At 43.8% G+C, this 21,390-nt stretch carries 23 protein-coding genes; 17 read left to right on the top strand and 6 right to left on the bottom strand.

The window, feature by feature from the left end; translation table 11 throughout:
- Positions 1-18: 18 nt before the first annotated feature.
- A complete protein-coding gene (locus B9A22_RS12465) occupies positions 19-198 on the top strand; it encodes a hypothetical protein (RefSeq protein WP_084576056.1) in 180 nt (59 codons plus the stop codon).
- Between the two features lie 275 nt (positions 199-473).
- Complete coding sequence (locus B9A22_RS12460) at positions 474-1,100, top strand: class I SAM-dependent methyltransferase (protein ID WP_245823970.1); 627 nt, start codon at positions 474-476, stop codon at positions 1,098-1,100.
- 79 nt (positions 1,101-1,179) lie between these two features.
- Here B9A22_RS12460 and B9A22_RS12455 read toward each other — a convergent pair whose 3' ends face one another.
- On the bottom strand, positions 1,180-1,509 hold the full coding sequence (locus B9A22_RS12455; protein WP_084576055.1) for a small basic family protein: 330 nt from the start codon (positions 1,507-1,509) through the stop codon (positions 1,180-1,182).
- Positions 1,509-2,195 (bottom strand): DUF881 domain-containing protein, encoded by a 687-nt coding sequence (locus B9A22_RS12450; protein WP_084576054.1) that lies wholly within the window; start codon positions 2,193-2,195, stop codon positions 1,509-1,511. Before B9A22_RS12450 ends, B9A22_RS12455 begins: the two co-directional genes overlap by 1 nt.
- Before the next feature lie 519 nt (positions 2,196-2,714).
- Here B9A22_RS12450 and B9A22_RS12445 point away from each other — a divergent pair.
- Together B9A22_RS12445 and B9A22_RS12440 are read left to right on the top strand one after the other, a co-directional pair.
- Positions 2,715-3,410 (top strand): response regulator transcription factor, encoded by a 696-nt coding sequence (locus B9A22_RS12445; protein WP_084576053.1) that lies wholly within the window; start codon positions 2,715-2,717, stop codon positions 3,408-3,410.
- Positions 3,403-4,617: a sensor histidine kinase gene (locus B9A22_RS12440; RefSeq protein WP_084576052.1), complete on the top strand. Its 1,215-nt coding sequence runs from the start codon at positions 3,403-3,405 to the stop codon at positions 4,615-4,617. The genes B9A22_RS12445 and B9A22_RS12440 overlap by 8 nt, the downstream gene beginning before the upstream one ends.
- Before the next feature lie 126 nt (positions 4,618-4,743).
- On the opposite strand, the gene B9A22_RS12435 is transcribed toward B9A22_RS12440, so the two are convergent.
- Positions 4,744-5,010, bottom strand: coding sequence for a hypothetical protein (locus tag B9A22_RS12435; RefSeq protein WP_084576051.1), 267 nt, complete (start codon positions 5,008-5,010; stop codon positions 4,744-4,746).
- Positions 5,011-5,126: 116 nt separating this feature from the next.
- Complete coding sequence (locus B9A22_RS12430; RefSeq protein WP_084576050.1) at positions 5,127-6,062, bottom strand: LysR family transcriptional regulator; 936 nt, start codon at positions 6,060-6,062, stop codon at positions 5,127-5,129.
- 202 nt (positions 6,063-6,264) lie between these two features.
- Between B9A22_RS12430 and B9A22_RS12425 the strand changes: the two genes are divergently transcribed.
- From B9A22_RS12425 to B9A22_RS12390, 11 genes are all read left to right on the top strand, one after another.
- On the top strand, positions 6,265-6,603 hold the full coding sequence (locus tag B9A22_RS12425) for a hypothetical protein (RefSeq protein ID WP_084576049.1): 339 nt from the start codon (positions 6,265-6,267) through the stop codon (positions 6,601-6,603).
- A gap of 175 nt (positions 6,604-6,778) precedes the next feature.
- The gene (locus tag B9A22_RS12420) at positions 6,779-8,017 is read left to right on the top strand and encodes a DNA polymerase Y family protein (RefSeq protein ID WP_084576048.1); all 1,239 of its coding nucleotides are present in this window, start codon (positions 6,779-6,781) and stop codon (positions 8,015-8,017) included.
- A gap of 11 nt (positions 8,018-8,028) precedes the next feature.
- Positions 8,029-8,259 carry a hypothetical protein gene (locus B9A22_RS12415; RefSeq protein WP_084576047.1) on the top strand — a complete coding sequence of 77 codons (231 nt, stop codon included), beginning with the start codon at positions 8,029-8,031 and terminating at the stop codon, positions 8,257-8,259.
- 90 nt (positions 8,260-8,349) lie between these two features.
- Positions 8,350-8,508 carry a hypothetical protein gene (locus tag B9A22_RS25425; RefSeq protein ID WP_176215502.1) on the top strand — a complete coding sequence of 53 codons (159 nt, stop codon included), beginning with the start codon at positions 8,350-8,352 and terminating at the stop codon, positions 8,506-8,508.
- 381 nt (positions 8,509-8,889) lie between these two features.
- Entirely contained in the window at positions 8,890-9,018 is a 129-nt protein-coding gene (locus B9A22_RS26330) for a hypothetical protein (protein ID WP_281252393.1), read from the top strand.
- A 166-nt stretch (positions 9,019-9,184) separates the two neighbouring features.
- On the top strand, positions 9,185-12,166 hold the full coding sequence (locus B9A22_RS12410) for an ABC transporter substrate binding protein (protein ID WP_084576046.1): 2,982 nt from the start codon (positions 9,185-9,187) through the stop codon (positions 12,164-12,166).
- A 50-nt stretch (positions 12,167-12,216) separates the two neighbouring features.
- Positions 12,217-13,800, top strand: a complete 1,584-nt coding sequence (locus B9A22_RS12405) for a bifunctional metallophosphatase/5'-nucleotidase (protein ID WP_084576045.1) — start codon at positions 12,217-12,219, stop codon at positions 13,798-13,800.
- A 153-nt stretch (positions 13,801-13,953) separates the two neighbouring features.
- Positions 13,954-14,151 carry a hypothetical protein gene (locus tag B9A22_RS12400; protein ID WP_084576044.1) on the top strand — a complete coding sequence of 66 codons (198 nt, stop codon included), beginning with the start codon at positions 13,954-13,956 and terminating at the stop codon, positions 14,149-14,151.
- Positions 14,152-15,424: 1,273 nt separating this feature from the next.
- Entirely contained in the window at positions 15,425-15,577 is a 153-nt protein-coding gene (locus B9A22_RS25420; RefSeq protein ID WP_176215501.1) for a hypothetical protein, read from the top strand.
- Between the two features lie 74 nt (positions 15,578-15,651).
- A complete protein-coding gene (locus tag B9A22_RS12395; RefSeq protein ID WP_084576043.1) occupies positions 15,652-16,041 on the top strand; it encodes a hypothetical protein in 390 nt (129 codons plus the stop codon).
- A gap of 280 nt (positions 16,042-16,321) precedes the next feature.
- Positions 16,322-16,912, top strand: a complete 591-nt coding sequence (locus B9A22_RS12390) for a beta-class carbonic anhydrase (RefSeq protein ID WP_084576042.1) — start codon at positions 16,322-16,324, stop codon at positions 16,910-16,912.
- A gap of 99 nt (positions 16,913-17,011) precedes the next feature.
- Here the strand turns inward: B9A22_RS12390 and B9A22_RS12385 are convergent, their stop codons facing one another.
- Positions 17,012-18,160 (bottom strand): glycerate kinase, encoded by a 1,149-nt coding sequence (locus B9A22_RS12385; protein WP_084576080.1) that lies wholly within the window; start codon positions 18,158-18,160, stop codon positions 17,012-17,014.
- Positions 18,161-18,247: 87 nt separating this feature from the next.
- A complete protein-coding gene (locus B9A22_RS12380; RefSeq protein ID WP_084576041.1) occupies positions 18,248-18,829 on the bottom strand; it encodes a YueI family protein in 582 nt (193 codons plus the stop codon).
- 175 nt (positions 18,830-19,004) lie between these two features.
- On the opposite strand from B9A22_RS12380, the gene B9A22_RS12375 reads away from it, so the two are divergent.
- Entirely contained in the window at positions 19,005-19,940 is a 936-nt protein-coding gene (locus B9A22_RS12375; RefSeq protein WP_084576040.1) for a substrate-binding domain-containing protein, read from the top strand.
- Positions 19,937-21,388: a sensor histidine kinase gene (locus B9A22_RS12370; protein WP_084576039.1), complete on the top strand. Its 1,452-nt coding sequence runs from the start codon at positions 19,937-19,939 to the stop codon at positions 21,386-21,388. Before B9A22_RS12375 ends, B9A22_RS12370 begins: the two co-directional genes overlap by 4 nt.
- Positions 21,389-21,390: the final 2 nt, after the last annotated feature.

Raw genomic sequence — 21,390 nt, 5'->3', positions numbered from 1 at the left:
TAAAAGGAGCTTGATAGTATGAATAAGACGGTATCTAAGCTGGTAATGGGTTTAATGCTGGGAGCATTTGTAGCGACATCTGGGTTGGTTTCACCGATTGTGTTCGCAGAGCAAACCAATACCCAGCAAAATGAGCAGCAAGTACCGCCGCCTGCCGATAGCAATAATCAGTCAAACGAGCATAGCGGGCACCACTAAATCCTAGTTATTTATAGAATGAGAACACATTGAACAAAAGACGGAACCTTTATTACCACAAAATAATGGGTTTCGTTTTTGTATATTCATTCTAAGAGAATCTTCATTAGATATTCATATTGATTTGTTAACAAATAGAGTATAGAAAAATAGTCAGCCGCATCCGGGTTGACTGTTTTTCTATACGGGGAGTTTACGATGTGGTAAGATGGGAGAAAACTACAACTGCATGGTAGTATGTGGTTTGATCACAGGCATTCATAGGAGGTATTACGTTGTCTGAGCCATTTAATCGTGAAACCGATATTGTCCGTAGAAGGTATAACCGGACAGCTTTATTTTACGACTGGATGGACAAAATGATTCCAATTAAGCTTCGCCGTAAGGCCGTTGAGCAAGCGAATGGCAAGGTATTAGAGGTAGGGGTAGGCACAGGCGCCAATCTGGAATTTTATCTGCCTGGATGCCAAGTGACAGCGATAGATTTTAGTCCAGGCATGTTACAAAAAGCTAAGCAAAAATTGACCAAAGCCAAGGTGCCCGTTACTCTGCTGGAGATGGATGCTCAAAACATGGCCTTTCCCGATAATTCTTTCGATACTGTGATTGCTACCTGTGTTTTTTGTTCAGTACCTGACCCGATCCAAGGCTTACAAGAGGTCAAGCGAGTGTGTAAGCCAGGTGGGTGGATTATTCTTCTTGAGCATGTACGCAGTGATAATCCATTCTTGGGGTGGGTGATGGATGTTCTTAATCCGGTAGCTTTGCATGTCATCGGTTCAAATATTAACAGAGAAACAGTAAAGAATGTAAATGAGGCAGGCATACATACGTATTCCATTGAGGAGTATTCAGGGAAAATAATTAAGCTTATTGTTGCTTCACCAGAGACCGCAAGTTAGCATAACCGAATCGATCCTGATGGCAAAATAAAGAGGCTGCCCGCAGAAGGGAAGCCTCTTTACAATTTTATTGCTGCTTTTATCTTTTAAGCCTTTGGCGGCGGATAATGGCCAGGTTTTGAAAAATACGCAGACCAAACGTTAGCAGAGCCACATAATAGAGGTCAATGCCGATGCGCTCGCCAACATAGACTAAAAAAGCTGCCATAAGAGCATTAGTAAAGAATCCAGTGATAAAAACTACATTATCAAAATGACTGCTCAGTACGGCTCGCAGTCCGCCAAACACGGAATCCAGCGAGGCCAAGAGTGCAATCGACATGAATTTGGCGTATTGTGCAGGAACCGTTATGGGAAAAGCCATACCGATACCAAGGCCAATAAGTAGTCCTATTAGTGGCAGCCACATCACTTACCAGCCTCCTTCATGGGGTGTGCATGTTGAAACTGAAAGCCGCCAGTGTAGGCCGGAATTTGTACATCAGGTTTCTGGGAAACAGTAATCTTAATTCCCCAGAAGGACAAAGTTTCGATAACCCCGCCTCGCATCTTTAGCGAATTCTCCAGCGTTGCCGGGTCGCCGATTGCTCTTATCTCAAAGGGGGCAGCAAAGGGTGTGCCATTGACTGACATGGATTGTCCATTTTGACGAATTCCCGAACCCGTAATCAGTCGCTGATTATTGATGGCAATGGCTTCGGCGCCTCCTGCCCTCAGCTCGTTTAGGATTTTGAGCATGTCCTCTGCCCTGATGAAATATAGGTCAGAGCTTCTATTTTCTGCCGTTGGCTTACGGTCTTCCTCTACAGTAACAACAATACCGGGACCTGCCAGTGCTATTGTACCCGCTCCCATGGCAGTGCGTTGAAGTTCTTTATAAGACGCATTGCCGCCAGAGGTCTGTAATTCCCGTACTTGAGATTGCAGGCTGTCCCTTTCTTTTTCGGCAGAGCTTAACCGTAGTGTTAAATCTTCTGCTCGTTGATTTTGTAGAGAATACCGAAAATCTTGATTGCTCCTAAATTGCACTGCCAGCATGATACCTAATACAACACATACCAAGCTAATGGCAGCTTGGCCTTTTTTTACTAACATAAAACCACCTCTAAAATAGTATACGGTCCAGCCTGGATAGTAAGAGTATATCAGACATTGTTGCGCTATGCATATAGGCCATTTATTAATAGAAAATACATGAACAGTAAATCACATAAGATAAACTTGCTATAAGAATATCTAAAACATGAAACCCGTATCTCATAGGTCAAGAAAGGGGTATTTATTATGATAACCAAGAAATCTATTGTTATTGGCTTCTGGCGATACCCTTAGTACTGTGGCATGTCAGTTGTCTGCAAAACGCATAATATCTTCATACCATATTCATAAGTTATTCATATTTAATTTGTATAATATAGGCAATTAGTACTGAATACGGAATGGAGCGGGATGGACAGTAAAATTTCCTATAGAGTGACCAACGGAAGAGGATAAGGAACATAATGTAACGAAACTGGAAAGAAGCGGTCCCAAAGTTTAAAGTCTAAATTAAGACTGGCGTCGTATATTGACGCCAGTAATTTTTACCGAAGGATATTAATGGGGGGAAAGAACATGACACAACGGTCAGTTTTAATTGTTGATGATGATGTAAAATTAGTAGAGTTGCTACAATTGTATTTTCAAAAGGATGGGTTTATAGTATATACTGCGAATGATGGTCTAACTGCATTAAAAACAGCCCGGGACAAACAACCCGATATTCTGGTGCTTGACTTAATGCTGCCAGGGATGGATGGCTGGGATATTTGTAGGACACTACGGCGGGATAGCGAGGTACCCATCTTAATGCTGACTGCCCGGGATGAAGAGAGCGATAGGTTAATTGGCTTAGAAATTGGCGCCGATGATTATGTGACCAAGCCCTTTAGCCCCAAGGAAGTTGTGGCCCGCGTTAAGGCTATCTTGCGCCGGACCAAGGGAACAACTGCAAAGCCTGTACAATTTCGAATGGGTGATGTAACCATTGATCTGGAACAGTATCAGATAACAAAAGGCGGACAACCTGTTGAGCTGACGCCAACCGAGTTTAAGATACTGGAACTGTTGGCGGCTAATCCGGGCAGAGTATTCAGCCGACTGCAAATCGTTGAGCAAAGCCAGGGCTATTCCTTCGAGGGTTATGAACGCACCATTGACGCCCATGTCAAGAATCTGCGGCGAAAAGTTGAGGATAACCCGAAAGAGCCGGTATACATTCAAACCGTCTATGGTGTAGGCTACCGTATGGCAGGTAGCCAAAATGAATAGCATTATTTATCGGATTACAGGACTTATGTTCCTGGCAGTAGCCATAACCGTATTTTTGCTTATCTATTTGGCTAACTCGCAAATGACCGATTTATTCCAAGAGTATGTTACCGTTCAGCAAATGGAAATGCACCGCAGCATGATAACACACATGGGTCCAGGTGGTCATGGCCAGGCGGTCATGATGGGAACATCGGAGCAAAACTTCTTAACATCAGTACATCAGTCACTCATCTGGGTTGGCGTAGCCCTATTAGTAGCTGGGTTAATGGCAAGCTATGCCTTGGCCCGCAGTATAACCATACCTTTGCGCACGGTAAGTGCCGCTGCTCTGGAGATTGAGCGGGGTAACTTTGCTCAGAAAGTACCCGTAACCTCTAAAGATGAAGTGGGAAGTCTTGCTGTGATATTTAACAGCATGGCAGAAACGCTTGATAATAACAGCAAGCTAAGGCGGCAATTTCTGGCCAATATCGCCCATGAACTCAGAACCCCGCTCGCTGTTATCCAAGGCCACCTGGAGGGAATGATCGATGGCATCATTGAGCCTAACCAAAAACAGCTGACTTCCCTCCACGAGGAAGCTGTCCGCTTATCACGGCTAATCAAAGACTTGAAAGACTTGTCGCTTGCGGAAGTTCGCCAACTGTCTCTAGAGTTCAAAGCGGTTGCCGTCAATCAGATGATTGAGCAGGCCTTGTATATGCTAAAACCCCTTGCTGATGAAAAAAAGATTACTATTGAGCAGAACTTGACACAAGGACTGCCACTAATTACTGCTGATGCCGATAGAATATGCCAGATCTTCTATAATCTGATTACGAACGCCATTCGTTACACCGCAACTGGTGGGCAGGTAACCGTTTCTACCGAGTTAACAAAGCTAGAAGAGCAAGATTGGGTAAAGGTCACTGTTGCCGACAATGGTCCAGGCATTGACGCTGCCGATTTGCCGTATATTTTTGACCATTTTTACCGAGGCGATAAGTCTAGGGATAGAAAAAGTGGGGGTACTGGCCTTGGCCTGGCGATCGTCAGACAATTGACCGAAATCCACGGTGGCAAAGTGCAAGTAGAGAGTACAGTAGGCAAGGGTAGCTCTTTTTATGCTATGTTGCCTGCAAACGTTCACGAAAAAGCCATAATATCTTCATCGGTTCTTCATAATGATCGTGTATTATATACATATCAAGACAAAGCGAACTAAATATAGCGGAGTGCTGGCAGATGATGTGGATTCTGTTTTTTATAGAACCCTAGCTAAGGCTAGGGTTCGTTGCTTTGTTAGCAGCAACTCGTAGATGTCGCTGGCAGGAAGCGTGTATATGGTTATCTATTGCCTAAGTTGATCGATTTGGGCTTGTAGTTGATCAATTTGTTGCTGAATATTCTGTGGCGATTGATGATTCTGTCGATTGGTTTTTTGGTCTGATTCCTGAGCCAGTTTTTGGGCCGCAATTGTAACCATAATACTACCAATTGTTATAATTACGTTGCCAACAATGTTTACTTCGTTAGGATCTCTATCCTCAGAAAAAGAAATGGCAATCAGGGTCATTAACAGGGCGAGTTGGTTGGGATCGGTATCAATGATTGACATTTGGTTTCACCTCAGAATAATTCTATGCCACCTGAATTTGAGAAATTCCTGTAGCTAAAGAGAGACTGCTTCACCAAGCGGTTCTAAATGGTACAACCAGGCTTAATCCTTATATACTAAGGATCAAGCCTGGTTGCTTTTGAGATTCTTCCTCGTTTTTGGGGCCAATCAAAAAGGTATTCCTGAACGAAATCTAAATAGAGTTTGGCTGGATAGGAGAGGGGACGGCCTTTTTTCCAAATTACGGACATACTATGGACAATTTCAGGATTGACCAGGGGTACGGCGCGAACAAGATTGTGGTTTAGACTGTCGCAGACGTTTTTCGGAATTATAGCGATGCCTAAATTGATTGCCACCGTCTGCACCATAAGTTCCCGCTGTGAGGTCTCCAGGGCGATCTTCGGCTGAAAGCCGGCTTGGCTGCATTTTTTAATAATTTCATCATGCAGACTAAAGTCGCTGCTGGAGAGAATCAAGGGTTCGTGGGTTAAATCGGAAAGATTAACCTCGCTTAATTGGGCGAAGCGATGCAATGGGTGAACTACCACTTGCAGTGGATCGTGAGAAAATGTAAACGAATTAAAAACCTCAGGATTTCCCGGCAGACGACAGATGATGCCGACATCTAACATTCCATCCTGGATAGCCAGCTCAATTTTCTTAGACCCGTATTCGTATAGCTCTGTTTCAATTTCCGGGTAGTGGTTCCGGAATTGGCCGAGCAACTGCGCAAAGGAAACGGCATCCGCCATAAGCGGCAGACCAATGCTGACTTTTCCTCTGGGTAGTTTACACTTATTGTCAAAGTCGGCGGTAAGGTTATTGAACAGAGTGACTACTTTATCCGCCTCAGTCAAAAAGATTGCACCGGCATCGGTTAAGGTTACCTTTTTGGAACTGCGATCAAACAAAACAAAGCCGACTTCTTGTTCTAAGTCTTTGACCAGTTTACTTACGACTGACTGGGAAACGTGGGATACTTCGGCTGCCTTGCTAAAGCTCTTATGGCGGGCAACGGCAATAAAATATTGAAGATGAACCATTTCCATAGGGGCAACCTCCCTTTGTCGCGCCACTATTTCTAAGGTGAAGTGAAGCGAGAGTTGAATAGATACATTATACTATCTGTTTGATGTATAGTAAACATCTCTAGTATCTATTTTACTAATAGTAAAAATCAGCCTATACTATAACCAAAGAGTAATGTCTGCCAGGAATGACCTGACAGCTAAATAGATAGGAGTGATTTGTGTGTCTAACGTAAAAAATAGTCTGGCTTCCCTATATGAAAAAAAGCTTACCAGCATCCTTGAAACCATCAATAGTGAATGTAATGACTACCGAAGCGTCCTTGAGAACTCCGGCTTTACGGTTACTTGTGACGAGCATCCGGCAAAATATGAAGCCGCTCAAAACCTCATGGCCGCGAAAGGCAACGTAGTTTTGGAAGTTTCACAGTTATTGCGGGGAGGAAAAACCTTCTCTGTTATTGTTAAAGACGGAGATCATGAAAGAACCATGCGCCTATTCACAGGTAGACTGGATGAGGCAATCGCATTTGCTGATGCCGCCCAGTATCTTGTAAAATAGTAATCCTAAGCTCCCTTTGTAATAAAAAAACTCTAATTAAAGCACCTCCGAGGTGCTTTTTCTTATATCTGTTTATAGGGATTATTTACCCTTTTGGCAGTTATTCCCGCTTTACAAATACGAACATTCGTTCTAGAATAAATACAAACAAATGTTCTGTATTGGGGGCAATAAAATGTCTCGCACCATCCTACACGTTGATTTAAATAACTTTTACGCTTCAGTTGAGTGTCTTTACCTGCCAGAGCTAAGAGATAAACCAATAGCCGTCTGTGGAGATGCTGAAGCTAGGCACGGAATCGTGCTGGCCAAAAATCAGCCTGCCAAGCAGCTCGGAATTAAAACAGGTGAAGCAATATGGGAAGCTAAGCTAAAGTGTCCAAACCTTATAACTGTGACGGCAGATTTTCGCAAATATCTCAGGTTCTCCCAGATGGCCCGGGCGATATACGCAGACTATACCGATCAGATTGAGTCCTTCGGCATAGACGAGTGCTGGCTGGACATGACTGGTTCATTGAAGCTTTTCGGGTCTGGCCCCATTATTGCAGACACTATCCGGCAACGGTTTAAAGAGGAACTCGGGCTTACCTGTTCTATCGGCGTATCTTACAATAAAATATTTGCGAAGCTCGGAAGTGACATGAAAAAACCAGATGCTACAACAGTTATTACGGAAGGTAATTACCAGGATAAGATCTGGCCGTTGCCAGTAGGTGAACTACTCTATGTTGGCCGTTCAACGCGACAAAAGCTTGAAAACCGCATGGTACGAACCATTGGAGACTTGGCAAAAGCCGATCTAAAAAAGCTGCGTTTGATACTCGGAGTGTGGGGTGAAACACTATGGAGTTTTGCCAATGGTTTTGATTCAGCACCAGTGCGGTTAACGGGAGAAGAAAGCTTAATAAAGTCGGTTGGCAATAGTACAACCGCTGTGCGGGATTTAGCGAATGACCAGGATGTAAAACTAATTATCTATGTACTAGCTGAGAGTGTTGCTGCTCATCTGCGAAACCATGGGTTAAAATGCAAGACAGTATCCATTTGCGTGCGTGATAAGGAGTTATATTTGTTCGAACGCCAAGGGAAACTTACCTCTCCCTCGTTCGTGTCCGCCGATATCGCCAAGAAGGCCATGGAGCTTTTTACTGCGAATTACTGCTGGAGTAAGCCTATCCGCAGCCTTGGTGTCCGCGGGGCCGACCTAGTGACTGCCGGCGGCAACATTCAATTAGACCTGTTCCATGATATTAAGCCAGAGGGGGAAGAACTTGAACGAACAATTGACAGCCTGCGTAAGCGTTTTGGCCACTATAGCGTCCAGCGTTGTGCCATGCTTTTAGACCGACAACTGACAGGGTTTAACCCTAAGGATGAGCATGTTATTCAACCAACTTCGTATTTTAGGTAGGTGATACACAAATGGGCAAATTGTTCGTTAACATAACAGCGGAACACGACGTTAATGGGGTAATTAAACCTATATTACTAAATTGGGAAAATGGCAGAGTGTTTACTGTCGATAAAATTCTTGATGTGCGCCAGGCGGCATCATTGAAATCTGGCGGACAGGGAATGCGATACACCTGTCATATTGCCGGTAAGCAAGTATATCTTTTTTGTGATGAAGGTAGATGGTTTATTGAGAAATAACACGGTAGTGTATTCTTTTGCAAATGAGGGTATACTCCAATTGGATCAACAAAACCTTCAGTAATAGTAAGCGAAGCGGAGTGATGAGTATTGATGGGGTATGGTGGTGGCGGTTTTTTTCCATTCGGGATGATATTCATGATTTTATATGGTGCTGTAGTTATCTATGCTCTGATGCAGTTAACCGGCATAAATAAAGCGTTGCAACGAATTGCAATTGCCTTGGAGAGAAAGCAGAACACAGAATGATTTTTTAGCCCTCGGAAAGCCAGGGAGATTTGCACGAGATAATGCGGATTAGAGTCAAAAGTTGGTTTTAACTCATACTATATATGGACCCCATTAATAGCAAGGGGGGATATATATGGATTTCTTCGACGGTTGTAAATCCAATTTTGGATGCGATTTCCACCGCGCTAATCGTTGGTGGATCGTGGTTGTCATTGTCGTTGTTTTGTTATTTCGTTGTTTTGAGGATAGTTGTAATTCGACAATTTAGACTGATGTAGCGCCGCCTGGTCTTCGGAGATGGGCGGCGCTATTTATTTACATAAAATAGAGGATAGGTTTGATTGGACGTTGAATATATTAGGGTAGCAGTAGTACGGAGGTTTATTATGATGTTTAAACATGAGTGCGGTGGCAACGCTCATTCCTGCGGTGTTGTTGTGGCCGGATGGAACAAGTGTATTTGTAGCAGGTGTGGAGAAGTATTTTATAAATGGTTTACTACAAAGATGCTACACCAATGATCAATAGTTTAGTCGTCTACCTTTGGGTGGGCGGCTTTTTTTATCCTGTTAGAAAGTAGAATTTTCCGTCTGGATAAGGGCAACGTCGACTTCCGCTTTCGCCAGAGGATCGGCGCAAGCCGTGTTTCTTTATGTTATATGAAGAACGGGTTTGGAAGAAAAGTATAATGTGATTGAAAAAAATATTGGTAAATAATTTGAAAAATTGTAATAATCGATTGGTTTTGATATTTTCTTACAGGATTATACAAAAATACAGCGAACATTTTCAATACTTCTATCTGGATAAAATATCCTCTCATGTTGACATCTGTGAAATCAGTGGTGCACTAAATTACTGGATAACAATGAATCCATCTGTTAAAGGGGGGGATCTAATGGTTGAGCGTACTTGGGAAGCGCGTTTAAGGATTATCTGCAAGATTGTATATTTGGTGCGCCCAAGAAACATTAGGACAGTTACAATCGCCTGTTTCATTGCGTTGCTCTTTGGTATCTCTGGCTCTTTCTGCTTGGCGGCCGAGCCGGTTCAGACCCAAACCAGGAGGGTATTGGTTCTGCCTTCATACAACATTAATTACCTTGGAAGCCAGTGGTTCCTGCAAGGCGTATTTGCGGAATTTAAAGAGCATTCTCCGCTTAATATTATCTATTATCATGAAAACTTGCAGTTGGCGGCACGTCCATCAAATGAAAATTACTTCAAAACAATGGCTGAATCCTTAAAAATCAAATATTCGAAAGAGAAGCCTGACTTAATTATTGTGCAATATAAACAGGCATTACAGTTTATGAATCAGTATGGAAAACAGATATTCGGCGACGTGCCGGTCGTCTTTGCAGGGTTGGAGATCGAAAATTATAGCACAATAAATTTGCCTGCCAACTTTACAGGAGTAACAGCATCGTTTAATGCAAAAAGGAACATTGATTTGATTCTCCAGAATCATCCTGCCACCCGAAAGATATATATTGTGGCTGGTGTGAGTTCGTCAGAGCGTGATATGGTAGCCAGCACACTGCAACAGGGGGAATTGTATAAAGAAAGGATTAAATTCATTCCTCTGAACGAGTTGCCCTTTGAAATGATGCTGGAAAAGCTAAATACAACCGGGGATGACGCTGCTATCATGTATCTTTCCATGCAGATCGATGTGAATGGCAAGGTTCTAGTGCCTGCCGAAGCTGTAAAAGAAATCGCACGCATCGCACATGTGCCGGTATACGGCATGCTGGATACTTACATGGGCAGCGGGATTACGGGAGGTTTTCTCATTAATCATGAGGCATTGGGCCGAAGGGCGGCGGAAATTGGTACAGCCATATTATTGGGGGGGGACGCGGCCGAGATTCCGGTGACTAATGAACCGATAGGAGCTTATCGGTTTGATTGGCGGCAGCTGAAACGCTGGGGGACAGATGAGAATAAGCTGCCGTTTGACAGCAAAATTGAATTTAAGGAAACAAGCATTTGGGAATTGTATAAGTGGCAGATCATTGGCGGGATTTGCCTGTTAGTCTTACAGGGGGTTCTTATTGCCGTACTCTTGATCAACCGCGTTATCCGAAAAAGGGCACAGGCGGCACTTGAAAAAAGCGAGGAGCGCCTCCAGAGGAGCCACCAAGAACTGACTACCACTTATGAAGAATTGACCGCCACTCATGAAGAACTGACCGCCTCTTATGAAGAATTAACGGCGAACGAAGATGAACTACGCCGTTTGTATACAGCAGTCATCGCAGCAAATACGAAGCTCGAAGAGAGTTACCAGACGATAGAAGAAATCTTTAATGCCGCAAGTGATGTGATTATCGTTAAGGACCCTGAAAATGGCGATATTCTGGCAGTCAATCGCCAGGCTACTGAACTGTTCGGCTATTCCGAACAGGAATTCAGGCAACTCGGACTAGTGGCGATCGTCTCTCCTGCCAATGTGGAGGAGGAGCTGGGCCGAATACGTAAGTCGATCGAGGAGGGTTCGCTGCTTTACGAACGGGAAACGGCGGATCGGGCCGGTCGCCGCCTCGTCCTGGAAATCCACGCTTCCCGGGCCGTCATCCATGGTGAGACCAGATGCCTGGCCATCATGAGGGAAATCACTCAACGCAAGCAGATGGAAGAACGCCTGAGATTTCTTAGCCTGCGCGATGCCCTCACTGGCGTTTATAACAGAGCCCACTTTGAGGAAGAGGCGCTGCGCTTGCAAACCGAAGGACACAAAAGCATTGGCATATTCGTCTGCGATGTCGATGGTCTCAAGCTTATTAATGATACACTAGGCCATCGCTATGGCGACGAATTGTTAAAAAAAGTGGCAGCCATCTTGGATGCGAACATAACGCAACCCGGCTTCACCGCCCGGATCGGCGGTGACGAGTTCGCAGTCGTACTGTTCGATACTACAAAGCATCTGATGGAAGCACTCGAAAAGCAGTATAAAAAGGCTGTGGCTGACTACAACAAAGAAAACCCCAACCTGCCGTTGAGCCTGTCGCTCGGCTGGGCGACCGACTTGGAAGGCGCCCATATTGACATGGTCTTCAAAGAGGCAGACAACAACATGTACCGCCAGAAGATGCACCAGCAGCAGAGCTCTCGCAGCGCTCTCGTCCAAACCATGATGAAGGCGCTCGAAGCCCGTGACCATATCACCGAAGGCCATGCCGACCGGCTTGGAGAACTAATAGAAAGAATGGGGCAGCGGCTGCAGTTTCCCCAAGGCGCTGTCGCCGACCTTCGCCTTTTCGCCAAGTTCCACGATATCGGCAAGGTTGGAATTCCCGATGGCATTTTAAACAAGCCTGGCAAGTTGACTGAAGAGGAGATGGTCATTATGCGCCGCCACTGCGAGATCGGTCACCGCATCGCCCGATCCTCCCCCGATCTGGAGCCTATCGCCGATTGGATTTTGAAGCACCAGGAACACTGGAACGGCAATGGCTACCCCTTGGGGCTTGCTGGCAAAGATATTCCAGTCGAATGCAGGATCATGGCGATCGTCGACGCCTATGATGCCATGACCAGCGACCGGCCTTACCGAAAAGCCATGAGCTACAAAGAGGCGATCGAAGAAATCAGAAGATGCGCCGGGTCTCAATTCGACCCGGAACTGGTTGAGGAGTTTATTGAGATGGTAGCGTCGGAACTAAACTAGTTTCGGATATAATAGAAAAATAAAGACGAAACAAACTAGGGGGGAAGCTTATGGGGAAGGTACATAGGAAAATAGTAGTATCTAAATTTAAACACTGCCTATTGCTCATCTCTTTTATGCTAAGCATGACGTTAATGGTTGAACATGTTGCTGCTGAAAGCGCTGGCAGCAATGACATTATACATTTACAAATACTGAGCGTTAATGATTTTCATGGTGCGCTGGTTGAGAGTGGTAAAAACCTGGGTGCCGCTAAATTGGCGCAGTTTCTAAAAGAGGCTAAAGCCCAAAACCCGGATGGGACGTTACTGTTTAGCGCTGGCGACATGTTTCAAGGAAGTCTGGATTCTAACCTTCTACGCGGTAAAAGTGTGGTTGATGTTATGAACTATGCTGGTTTTGATGCCATGACCCTTGGTAATCATGAGTTTGACTGGGGTATCGACATTCTGAAGCAGCGTATCGCCCAGTCGAAGTTTCCTTATGTTTGCGCGAATATACTGGACAAGAGTTCGGGTAAGCCCATTGAGTATGTAAAGCCTTATACTATTCTAAAGCGCAACGGCGTAAATATCGGGGTGATTGGGATTGCTACTCCTGAAACAGCCTTTAAGACCAATCCGAAAATAATAGCTAACTATACTTTTGCAGATCCGGCTAAAACAGTTAACTCCCTTGTACCTAAACTCAAGCAGCAAGGGGCAGATGTCATTGTGGTATTAACTCATCTTGCTAGCTTTATGGATGAGCGCGGGAATATAAGTGGCGAAGCTGCTACTCTTGCAATACAAGCTGTAGGTGTTGATGCTATAGTTTCTGGACACTCTCATCAACTGGTTAGTGGCAAAGTGGGGAGTGTACCGGTTGTTCAGGCAGGCTATAACGGGAGGGCTGTAGGCAAGATTGAGCTCTTTTATAATAAAGTGAGTCACAAAGTTGAGAGTACTAACGTTAGCGTGGATAAGCTGCCAGTTTCCGGTCTGCTGGCAGATCGGGATACTCAAGTGATGCTTGAAGAATCCCAGCGAGAGCTAGAGACGGTTAAAAATGTTATTGTTGGTCATGCTGCGCATGCACTTAGCCATGATAGATACGAACTTTCCGAAACGCTGCTAGGGCAATTCATTACAGATAATATGCGGCAAGCAACAGAGGCTGACATAGCTTTTCAAAATACAGGTGGACTTCGCACTGGTATTTCTGCCGGAACTGTTACTATGGGAAATCTTTATGAAGTACTACCATTTGACAATACGCTGTGCACGGTAGCTATGACTGGTAAGGAAATTCTGAAAGTCTTGGAATATGGGCTAATGAACGATAAAGTTGGTATGATACAGTATTCAGGAATAAAAGTATCATATGATGCTGCCAAGGGACGGGTTATTGCTGTGACTCTAGCTGACGGCACTCAGCTTGACCTAGAAAAGACGTATAAAGTAGTTACTAACGACTTTATGGCGGCAGGTGGTGATGGGTTTACCATGTTCCAGAATGGCCAAAACCTCCACGATACCTGTATACCTGTAAGAGATATAGTAGCTGACGCCATTCGGAATCAGAAGGTCATTGATTTTACGGGAGATGACCGTTGGGATCAGCTATCAAGAGAGCAGCAGAAAGACGCAGCTTAACCAGCAGCCATAATAAAGACTGCTGGGTTCATTATACGTATGAGCGGCAACCGGACAGAGAAACATAATTGCATATTATATATGAAAATCCTGCAGGAATTATTGTTATTTTGCCGAATATTCTAAAAAAGTCACCAAAAGGAGATGGTTCACATGCCAGTAATTAATTCAGGATTTACAAGTTTCTGGTTTAGTGACGATATGGAAGAGCAGGTAGTCGTTTCAAGTGGTGAATTTCTATTATTGAATGCTAATACAAGAAAAGTGGAAAGACTGGGCGCTACGATCGAAGAAGCTAAGGAAACATTAAAGGTTTTAGGGAGATTTGAAGACTTCCCTGACTTTCAATAAGGTTTGGATTGAGAGCCTCATAGGTTATGCATGTTGCCATATAACCTATGAAGAATTATATGGCCCAGTACATAAAGAAAACTCCCCAGCATACATGTATGCCGAGGAGTTACAAAGGAGAGAGGAAAGTAGATGTTACGTTAGTACTATTTCCAGGTTTAGATAAAATTAAACAGGTAAAAATCATTAATTGATAGATATTGACAATAAACGGGAAGTAAGTACTAACAAATTAGGACTTTTGTCCATGGAATTATTTGTCATACTACGTTATGCTTTAAGTAGAAGCTAAAGCATGAGGGGGTTATGTCAAATGCTAGATTATATATTTTCTCTATTTGCCTTTGGCGTTTTAGGTTTATGCTTTAGTGGTATATTTATGGTGCTATTCAATAATTTGTTCAAACCCGATAGATGGTGGTAGATGCAAAAAGAAAGAGCTCCTTTAGGGGGCTCTTTCTTTTTTATATAGCATCGGCAGGCGGTCGCAAAATTCCTCTATACTTCATACTATACAATATCTCCCCCTATATATTGTAAAGGAGGTCTTTACCTATGGGATTTGGATTTGGAGGTTGTGGTGGCCGTGGTGGCAGTTGGATTATAATTATCATTATAATCATCTTATTATTCTGCTGCTTTGACGATGATTGCAGTCCAACCTGCTGACAATTGTTTCGCCCACATTAAACACAACTAATCTATGAGTACCGCCCGCTTAGTTATTCGGTTGTGTCATAAGCCGTCCACCTTCGGGTGGGCGGTTTGCTTTTACCCAAGGATCAGCGTAAGCCGTGTTTTCTTTATTAATCAGCATTCAGTAGCAAAACACCCCTATATATCATACTATGTATTATCTTACCCCCACTACATAGTAAAGGAGGTATACCCATGGGATTCGGTTTTGGCGGCGGGTGTGGTGGTCGCGGCAGCAGTTGGGTGATAATTATTATTATAATTATCCTGCTGTTATGCTCGTTTGATAATGATTGCAGCTCAATCTAATACAAATTAGTCGCATGGATAAAAACACAACTAATCTAAGTACCGCCCGCATAGTTGTGTGGTTGCGCATAGGCCGTCTACCTTTTAGGTGGGCGGCATTTTTGTCCTGTTAGAAAGCATAACTTTCCGTCTGGATAAGGGCAACATCGGCTTCCGCTTTCGCTAAGGCTCGGCGCAAGCCGTGTTTTCTTTATTATGCAACCATTTAAGCGATTTGAAATTAAAACAGTAAATTCGAAGCATAATAGAGGTAGAAGGAGTGAGGTAATTGAAGCACAATAAAAATGACAATATCTGCGGGGGTAATGCTTGTCCGGATGACTTGGAAATTCCAAATGGGAAGTCTGTAGCTTCGCAAGAACTGGAAGAAAAAGAACTGCTTAGTAGTGCAATGTCCAGCTACTATTTATTGTATCGGTAGGCTTATAGCCTGTCCTAATGAGTAAGGTAACATAGTATCATACTATGTTAGGATATAAGAGACGGAGGTGTATTATGACTGATACAGATCAATTAATTAAAGAAAAGGTTCTGCCTTTTCGCGAAAAGATGATAGGGATAATCAAAGAAAAACATCCTTATATGTATTCAGTAGCTAATAGCGTTCTCGCTGGCCGGAAAAACAAGGCCGGGCTTCAGGTTACCCAGGAGGGCCAGGTTATTGGTGAATACACATTTCACCTTGATGGAATCCATATACAAAGTGTAGAATGTGGCAAACTTGATTCGGGAATACATCATCCTTTTCTTGGATTGGTTAAGCCATATGGCGTACTTGAAAGAAGTACAATCGAACAAATGCTTGAAGATGAAGGGTTTACCAGTGAGTTATTTGGTACTATTGTTAAATATCTGCCTGGTGTTACAATTAAATTCTTGCGTTAACACACTAGTTACCTAATGATATATTTGCCCCAAGCACTGTCTGCCGCCCCGGTGAATGCAGAGAGTGCTTTTTCATGTGCATCCACTGGGGCGACGAATTTTTGCTGAATATAAACAAAGAATATTTTTAATGCAGTCATTAAAAATACTAAAAAAATAGTCTTAACGAAATATGTTTAGTTTTGGAATTTTGCTATAATGGTAACAAAGAGCTGGTAGTACATTCTTGTGTTATTTAGGATAATGCTTGATAAGGGTATCATTGAAAGGGTTGGGTTTTATGAGTATGTTAGGACAGGTGTTGCAGGCTAATCAAGACTTTCTAGAAAAAAGAGCGCAGAAAGAACGCGAATCGGAAATGCCGGTAAGCAAAATTCCTAGCAAGAATTTAGCAATATTCACCTGTATGGATACTCGGTTGGTTGACTTCCTCGAACCGGCATTGGGGATTGAACGGGGGGCAGCTAAGGTCATTAAAAATGCAGGTAACACTATTACCGGCCTGTTTAATTCTTCAATTCGCAGCCTGCTTGTGTCAATATTCGAGCTTGATGTAAAAGAAATCATGGTGATTGGCCATTATGACTGTGGGATTGCCCACGCTACGGCAGACAGATTGATCTCTAAAATGCTGGCAAGAGGAATTTGTCCTGGAGCTATTAAGATGATTGAAAAAGACCTGGAAACCTGGTTGGACAGTTTTCATCATCCTGTCGAAAATGTCAAGCATGTTGTTCAACAAATAAGAACTAACCCGCTCATCCCTAAGGATGTTCCTATCCATGGACTTATGCTTGATCCCCAAACTGGCGAGATTGAGGTAATTATCTCAGGGTATGAGGATATTAGTGGAGAGACATGTACTTGTTAGATACAACAAATAAATAGTAAGGCGAGCATTGCAAGTGTTGAGAACGAAAAAAGTGGCAGCCTAGTTGAGTAGGCTGCCACTTTTGGCATAATAGTTCATTTATTTCTGCGAAATACTCATTCCGACATTAAGCAATCTGCACAACCTGATTGCAGCTGCCTTAACAAGCGAATCGGCAGAGGTGACACATTCGTCAAGCGACATGGGATGAGGAACAATGCTCATAAGTCCGTCTATGCCGCATTCCAGAACATGTTCGTGGTCTGTTCCGAGCCCCCCGGACAGGCAGACAGTAGGAACGTTATATTGGCTGGCGATCTTGGCTACGCCGACAGGTGCTTTGCCAAAAGCTGTCTGGAAATCGGTGTTGCCTTCACCTGTAATAACTAGCGAGGCCTCCTTAACAATGCTCTCAAACCCGGTGGTATCGAGCACTATCTCTACTCCTGGTCTAAGTTGAGCATTGGTAAAGAACAGTAGACCGGCGCCTAAGCCGCCAGCCGCACCAGCTCCCGGCAGTTCAGCTACGTCCTTGCCTGTTGCTGCTTTGGCAATAGCAGCAAATTGCTTAAGCGCGTCATCCAGTTCGGCTACCATTGCTGGAGTAGCTCCCTTTTGCGGCCCATATACCGCAGCGGCTCCTCTTGGTCCGCATAAGGGGTTGTCAACATCACAAGCTACCATGATCGCGGTCTGGCTCAAGCGAGTATCTAGTCCGGATAGGTCAATGGCTGCCAGACTTGCTAGAGCAGCCCCGCCGTAAGTGAGTTCTTTGCCAGCAGCATCAAGGAATTTTGCTCCCAATGCTTGCGCCATACCGGCCCCGCCATCATTGGTTGCACTGCCGCCAATACCGATAATGATCTTTTGTATGCCTTGGTCAAGGGCTGTTTTAATGAGTTGGCCTGTGCCAAAAGTGGTGGTGACTCGCGGGTCGCGTTGTTCTTTGGGTACAAGGGTAAGCCCTGAAGCGGCTGCCATTTCTATGACGGCTGTTTCGCCATCACCCAGTATCCCCCAAAAAGCTTCTACAGGCTGACCTAAGGGGCCGAGTACCTCTTGACAGAGGATACGGCCATTTGTGGCTGTTACCAAAGCTTCTACTGTTCCTTCGCCACCGTCCGCGATAGGAACTTTATGTACTTCGGCATTGGGGAACACTGAAAGGATTCCCTGCTCCATAGCCGTCGCCACAGCGACAGCTGACAGGCTGCCTTTATAGGAGTCTGGTGCTACGATAATACGCATCATGACTAAGATCACGTCCTTTATTTGAGTTAAAGTCCTGCTCTAATTTTACTGACTCTAACTGGCTTTTTCAATGGGTATCAATAGCTAATCATCGTGGGCGGGGCAGCGGTCGCCGGTAAGTCTATCTAACCAGGAGAGCGGGGAGTAGTTTATTTCTTCCCGTGGATCAGTTTTGAGGATAATATTTAAGCAGTCGCTGCATATTTTTTTACCAGCTGCGGTAATTAGTTTTTCTGGGACGTCACGTTCTTGCAGACGGGTATAGCGGTTTTTAACAGCTGCAGACTCAATATCGACAGCCTCGTCGCTTGCCACAACGAGGCCGGCTGCTTCATCTGGGTCAGAATCAACGATTATTGTATAAGATTTTTGTAGTTTTTTTGCAAGTAGCTGATATTTGCTGGTTGAGTGGTGATCAATGCTGCCGTTGATGATCATCTTATGAAACTTCTCATGCCCTAACGCCTGTTTGATTTCCGGGTATATGGCTGTCTCTTTCACTTGTCCTTGAGTGAGGTAAGTAATTACCTGCTCTCTGAAGACCCCTAAATAGGCACGTTTTTCATCTCTTTTTATCTCAGGTACACCGTGTAATCCTGCTGTGATAATTTGTTCCAACTGGTCTTTATGGTTCCAGACTTGAGCAATTTCACTTGTTTTATCCATCAGCCATGCACCTCATTATCTTTGTTACTTAGTATATAGATCCTAGTATAACCCGCGCAAAGAAGCTTTTGCTGCTTATTGTATGAAAAATATTTAAGTAGACAACTCGGGTGGACAATTATAATATTAAGGTAGATAAAAAATACATTTTAGTATAGATAAACCTAGGTGGTATATGAAGACAAAGCAAGGATTAGCAGCTGTGTTGCTGTTATTTAGTGTGATAGTTTTAAGCGTTGGTTGTCGTTTTGGCGGGACAACACCCTATATCGACTTTACGCAGTCTGGCGAAATGCCATCCTTATATAACAAGAATGAATCAGCCCAACGACCGATTTTAATAGCGCTGGCCTCAGTGCTGTCTCCACATGAGACGATAACATACTATCGGGAGATTGCCATGAATGTTTCACGCAAAACTGGTCGTCCGGCAGTGCTCGTCCAGCGTAAAACCTATGCGGAAGTGAATATGCTGTTAGCCAACGGCGATGTAGATATTGCATTTATGTCAACAGGTGCATACAGCTCATACCGGGGTATGAATGAAATTGAGCTGCTGGTAATGGCCGAATATGGTGGCAGTATCTTATATAATGCAGAAGTCATTGTTCCCAAGGACAGCAATATTCAAAGTATTGCTGATTTACAGGGGAAAGTATTTGCTTTTACTGATCCGCTAAGTTATTCCGGGCATATGGTTATCGAAGACTACCTTCGTAAAAGGAATGCTGTACCTGAGACTTTTTTCAGGCGGTTTTTTTATACGTATAGTCATGATAAATCGTTATGGGCGGTTGCAAATAAACTAGCTGACGGGGCCAGTTTTGACAGCCAAATTTTCGAGTATGCTAAGCTGAAAACCCCTGAACTGGTTGATAAAGTGCGGGTAATTACTACCATCGGCCCAGCGCCCACAGGACCAATAGCTGTGAGGAAGAGTATGAGCGCTGAGCAAAAAGAGCAACTGCGGAGTATCTTCCTAGCGATGCACAACGATCCTGAAACAGATACCGCTATGAGAAAGTTAATTATTGACCGTTTTGTCATGCCTACACCTCAACTCTTTGAGCCGCTGAAAAAACTTTATGATCGGACAAGCCTTACCTTATGAAATGGCTTAGACGTTTAAGTATCTACTTTAAAATCAATGGAATTATTCTTGTCATGCTGCTACTGATAAGCCTGTTTATGGGGTTTATTATGACTAAAACAGCCACGCATCTAATTGAAGATCAGATGGAGAAAAGGGGTGCTGAACTAGCCTCGTATCTTGGTGTATTGAGCAGTAATGACATCTTATTAGATGACCACTATGCTCTTTTTGATCGCGTGAACAAAACAAAACAGAACACCGATGATGTACGTTATATTATCATCAGCGATTCTGCCGGTCGGGTTTTAGCCCATACTTTTGAGAACAGTTTACCCAAAGGGTTGCCAGCTGGTGTGACGATGCAGCCGCCCGTTTTATTATCCAGTGATACGAATAGTGCTATTAGCAGTTATCAAGTTACAAAATACAATAGCAATGAGGGATTGATTCGTGAAATAGTAATGCCAATTGAAAATGGTGCTATCGGTTATGTGCGAGTGGGTATGTCTGAAAAAGGTACTGAACAAATAATGAATAAGAGAATGAAGGATTTTATTGTTCTTATTTTTTTAGTTGGTGTCTTTGCTGCCGCTGGTGCTACCTATTTGGCTTTTGTTATTATTTCACCGTTACGCAGTCTTACCCAAGCGGCTGAACAGATTCGGCGAGGGAATTTCCAGGTATATGCCGACATACCGCATCAAGATGAAGTGGGGCAATTATCAAAAGTGTTTAATGATATGGCCCAGAGTCTCCGCGAGAAACAGTTGGAAAATAACCGGTTATTGGAAGATCTTAGGACGAAGGAAGTTCTGAGAGCCGAGCTTATAAAGAAATTATTCTCTGTACAGGAAGAAGAACGCAAACGTTTGTCGCGGGAATTGCACGATGAAACCGGACAGCTTTTGGCATCGTTGTTAGCCTACATGAAATTGTTGCTGTCCAAACTTGTTGAAGAGGAACAAAAGCAGGTCTTATTCGCTGCCCGCAATGTGGCAATGGACGCATTGGGCGGATTGAGGAAAATAGCAGTAGAGCTTAGGCCACCGGTGTTAGATGATTTGGGCCTGCCGGCTGCTATGAAGAGATATATACAGACTTTTAGCGAACAGCAGGGCTTGGCTGTACATTTTTCTGTGCTTGAGGATAATGTGGTGATAGGGAGCGAGGTTTCTTTGGCCTTGTATCGTATTTTGCAAGAAAGCCTTACTAATATTGCCAAACATGCCCAGGCATCTCAGGTGTATGTTACTTTGGATGTCAGTGAAAACCAGGTAACTATGGTAATAAAAGATGATGGACTTGGTATTGGTACCAGGACAGTACAGTCAGCGTACTATAAAAACCGTGTAGGCATTTATGGTATGCGAGAGCGGGCAGAAATGCTTGGTGGTAGTCTCAGTATCGAATCTGGGAAAGAAGGCGGCACCACTGTTGTTGTAATCTTACCGAAATTTTTGGGGTGAAT

The organism is Sporomusa malonica, assembly GCF_900176355.1.
Lineage (GTDB): Bacteria > Bacillota > Negativicutes > Sporomusales > Sporomusaceae > Sporomusa > Sporomusa malonica.
This window is presented reverse-complemented; position numbering and strand designations above follow the sequence as displayed.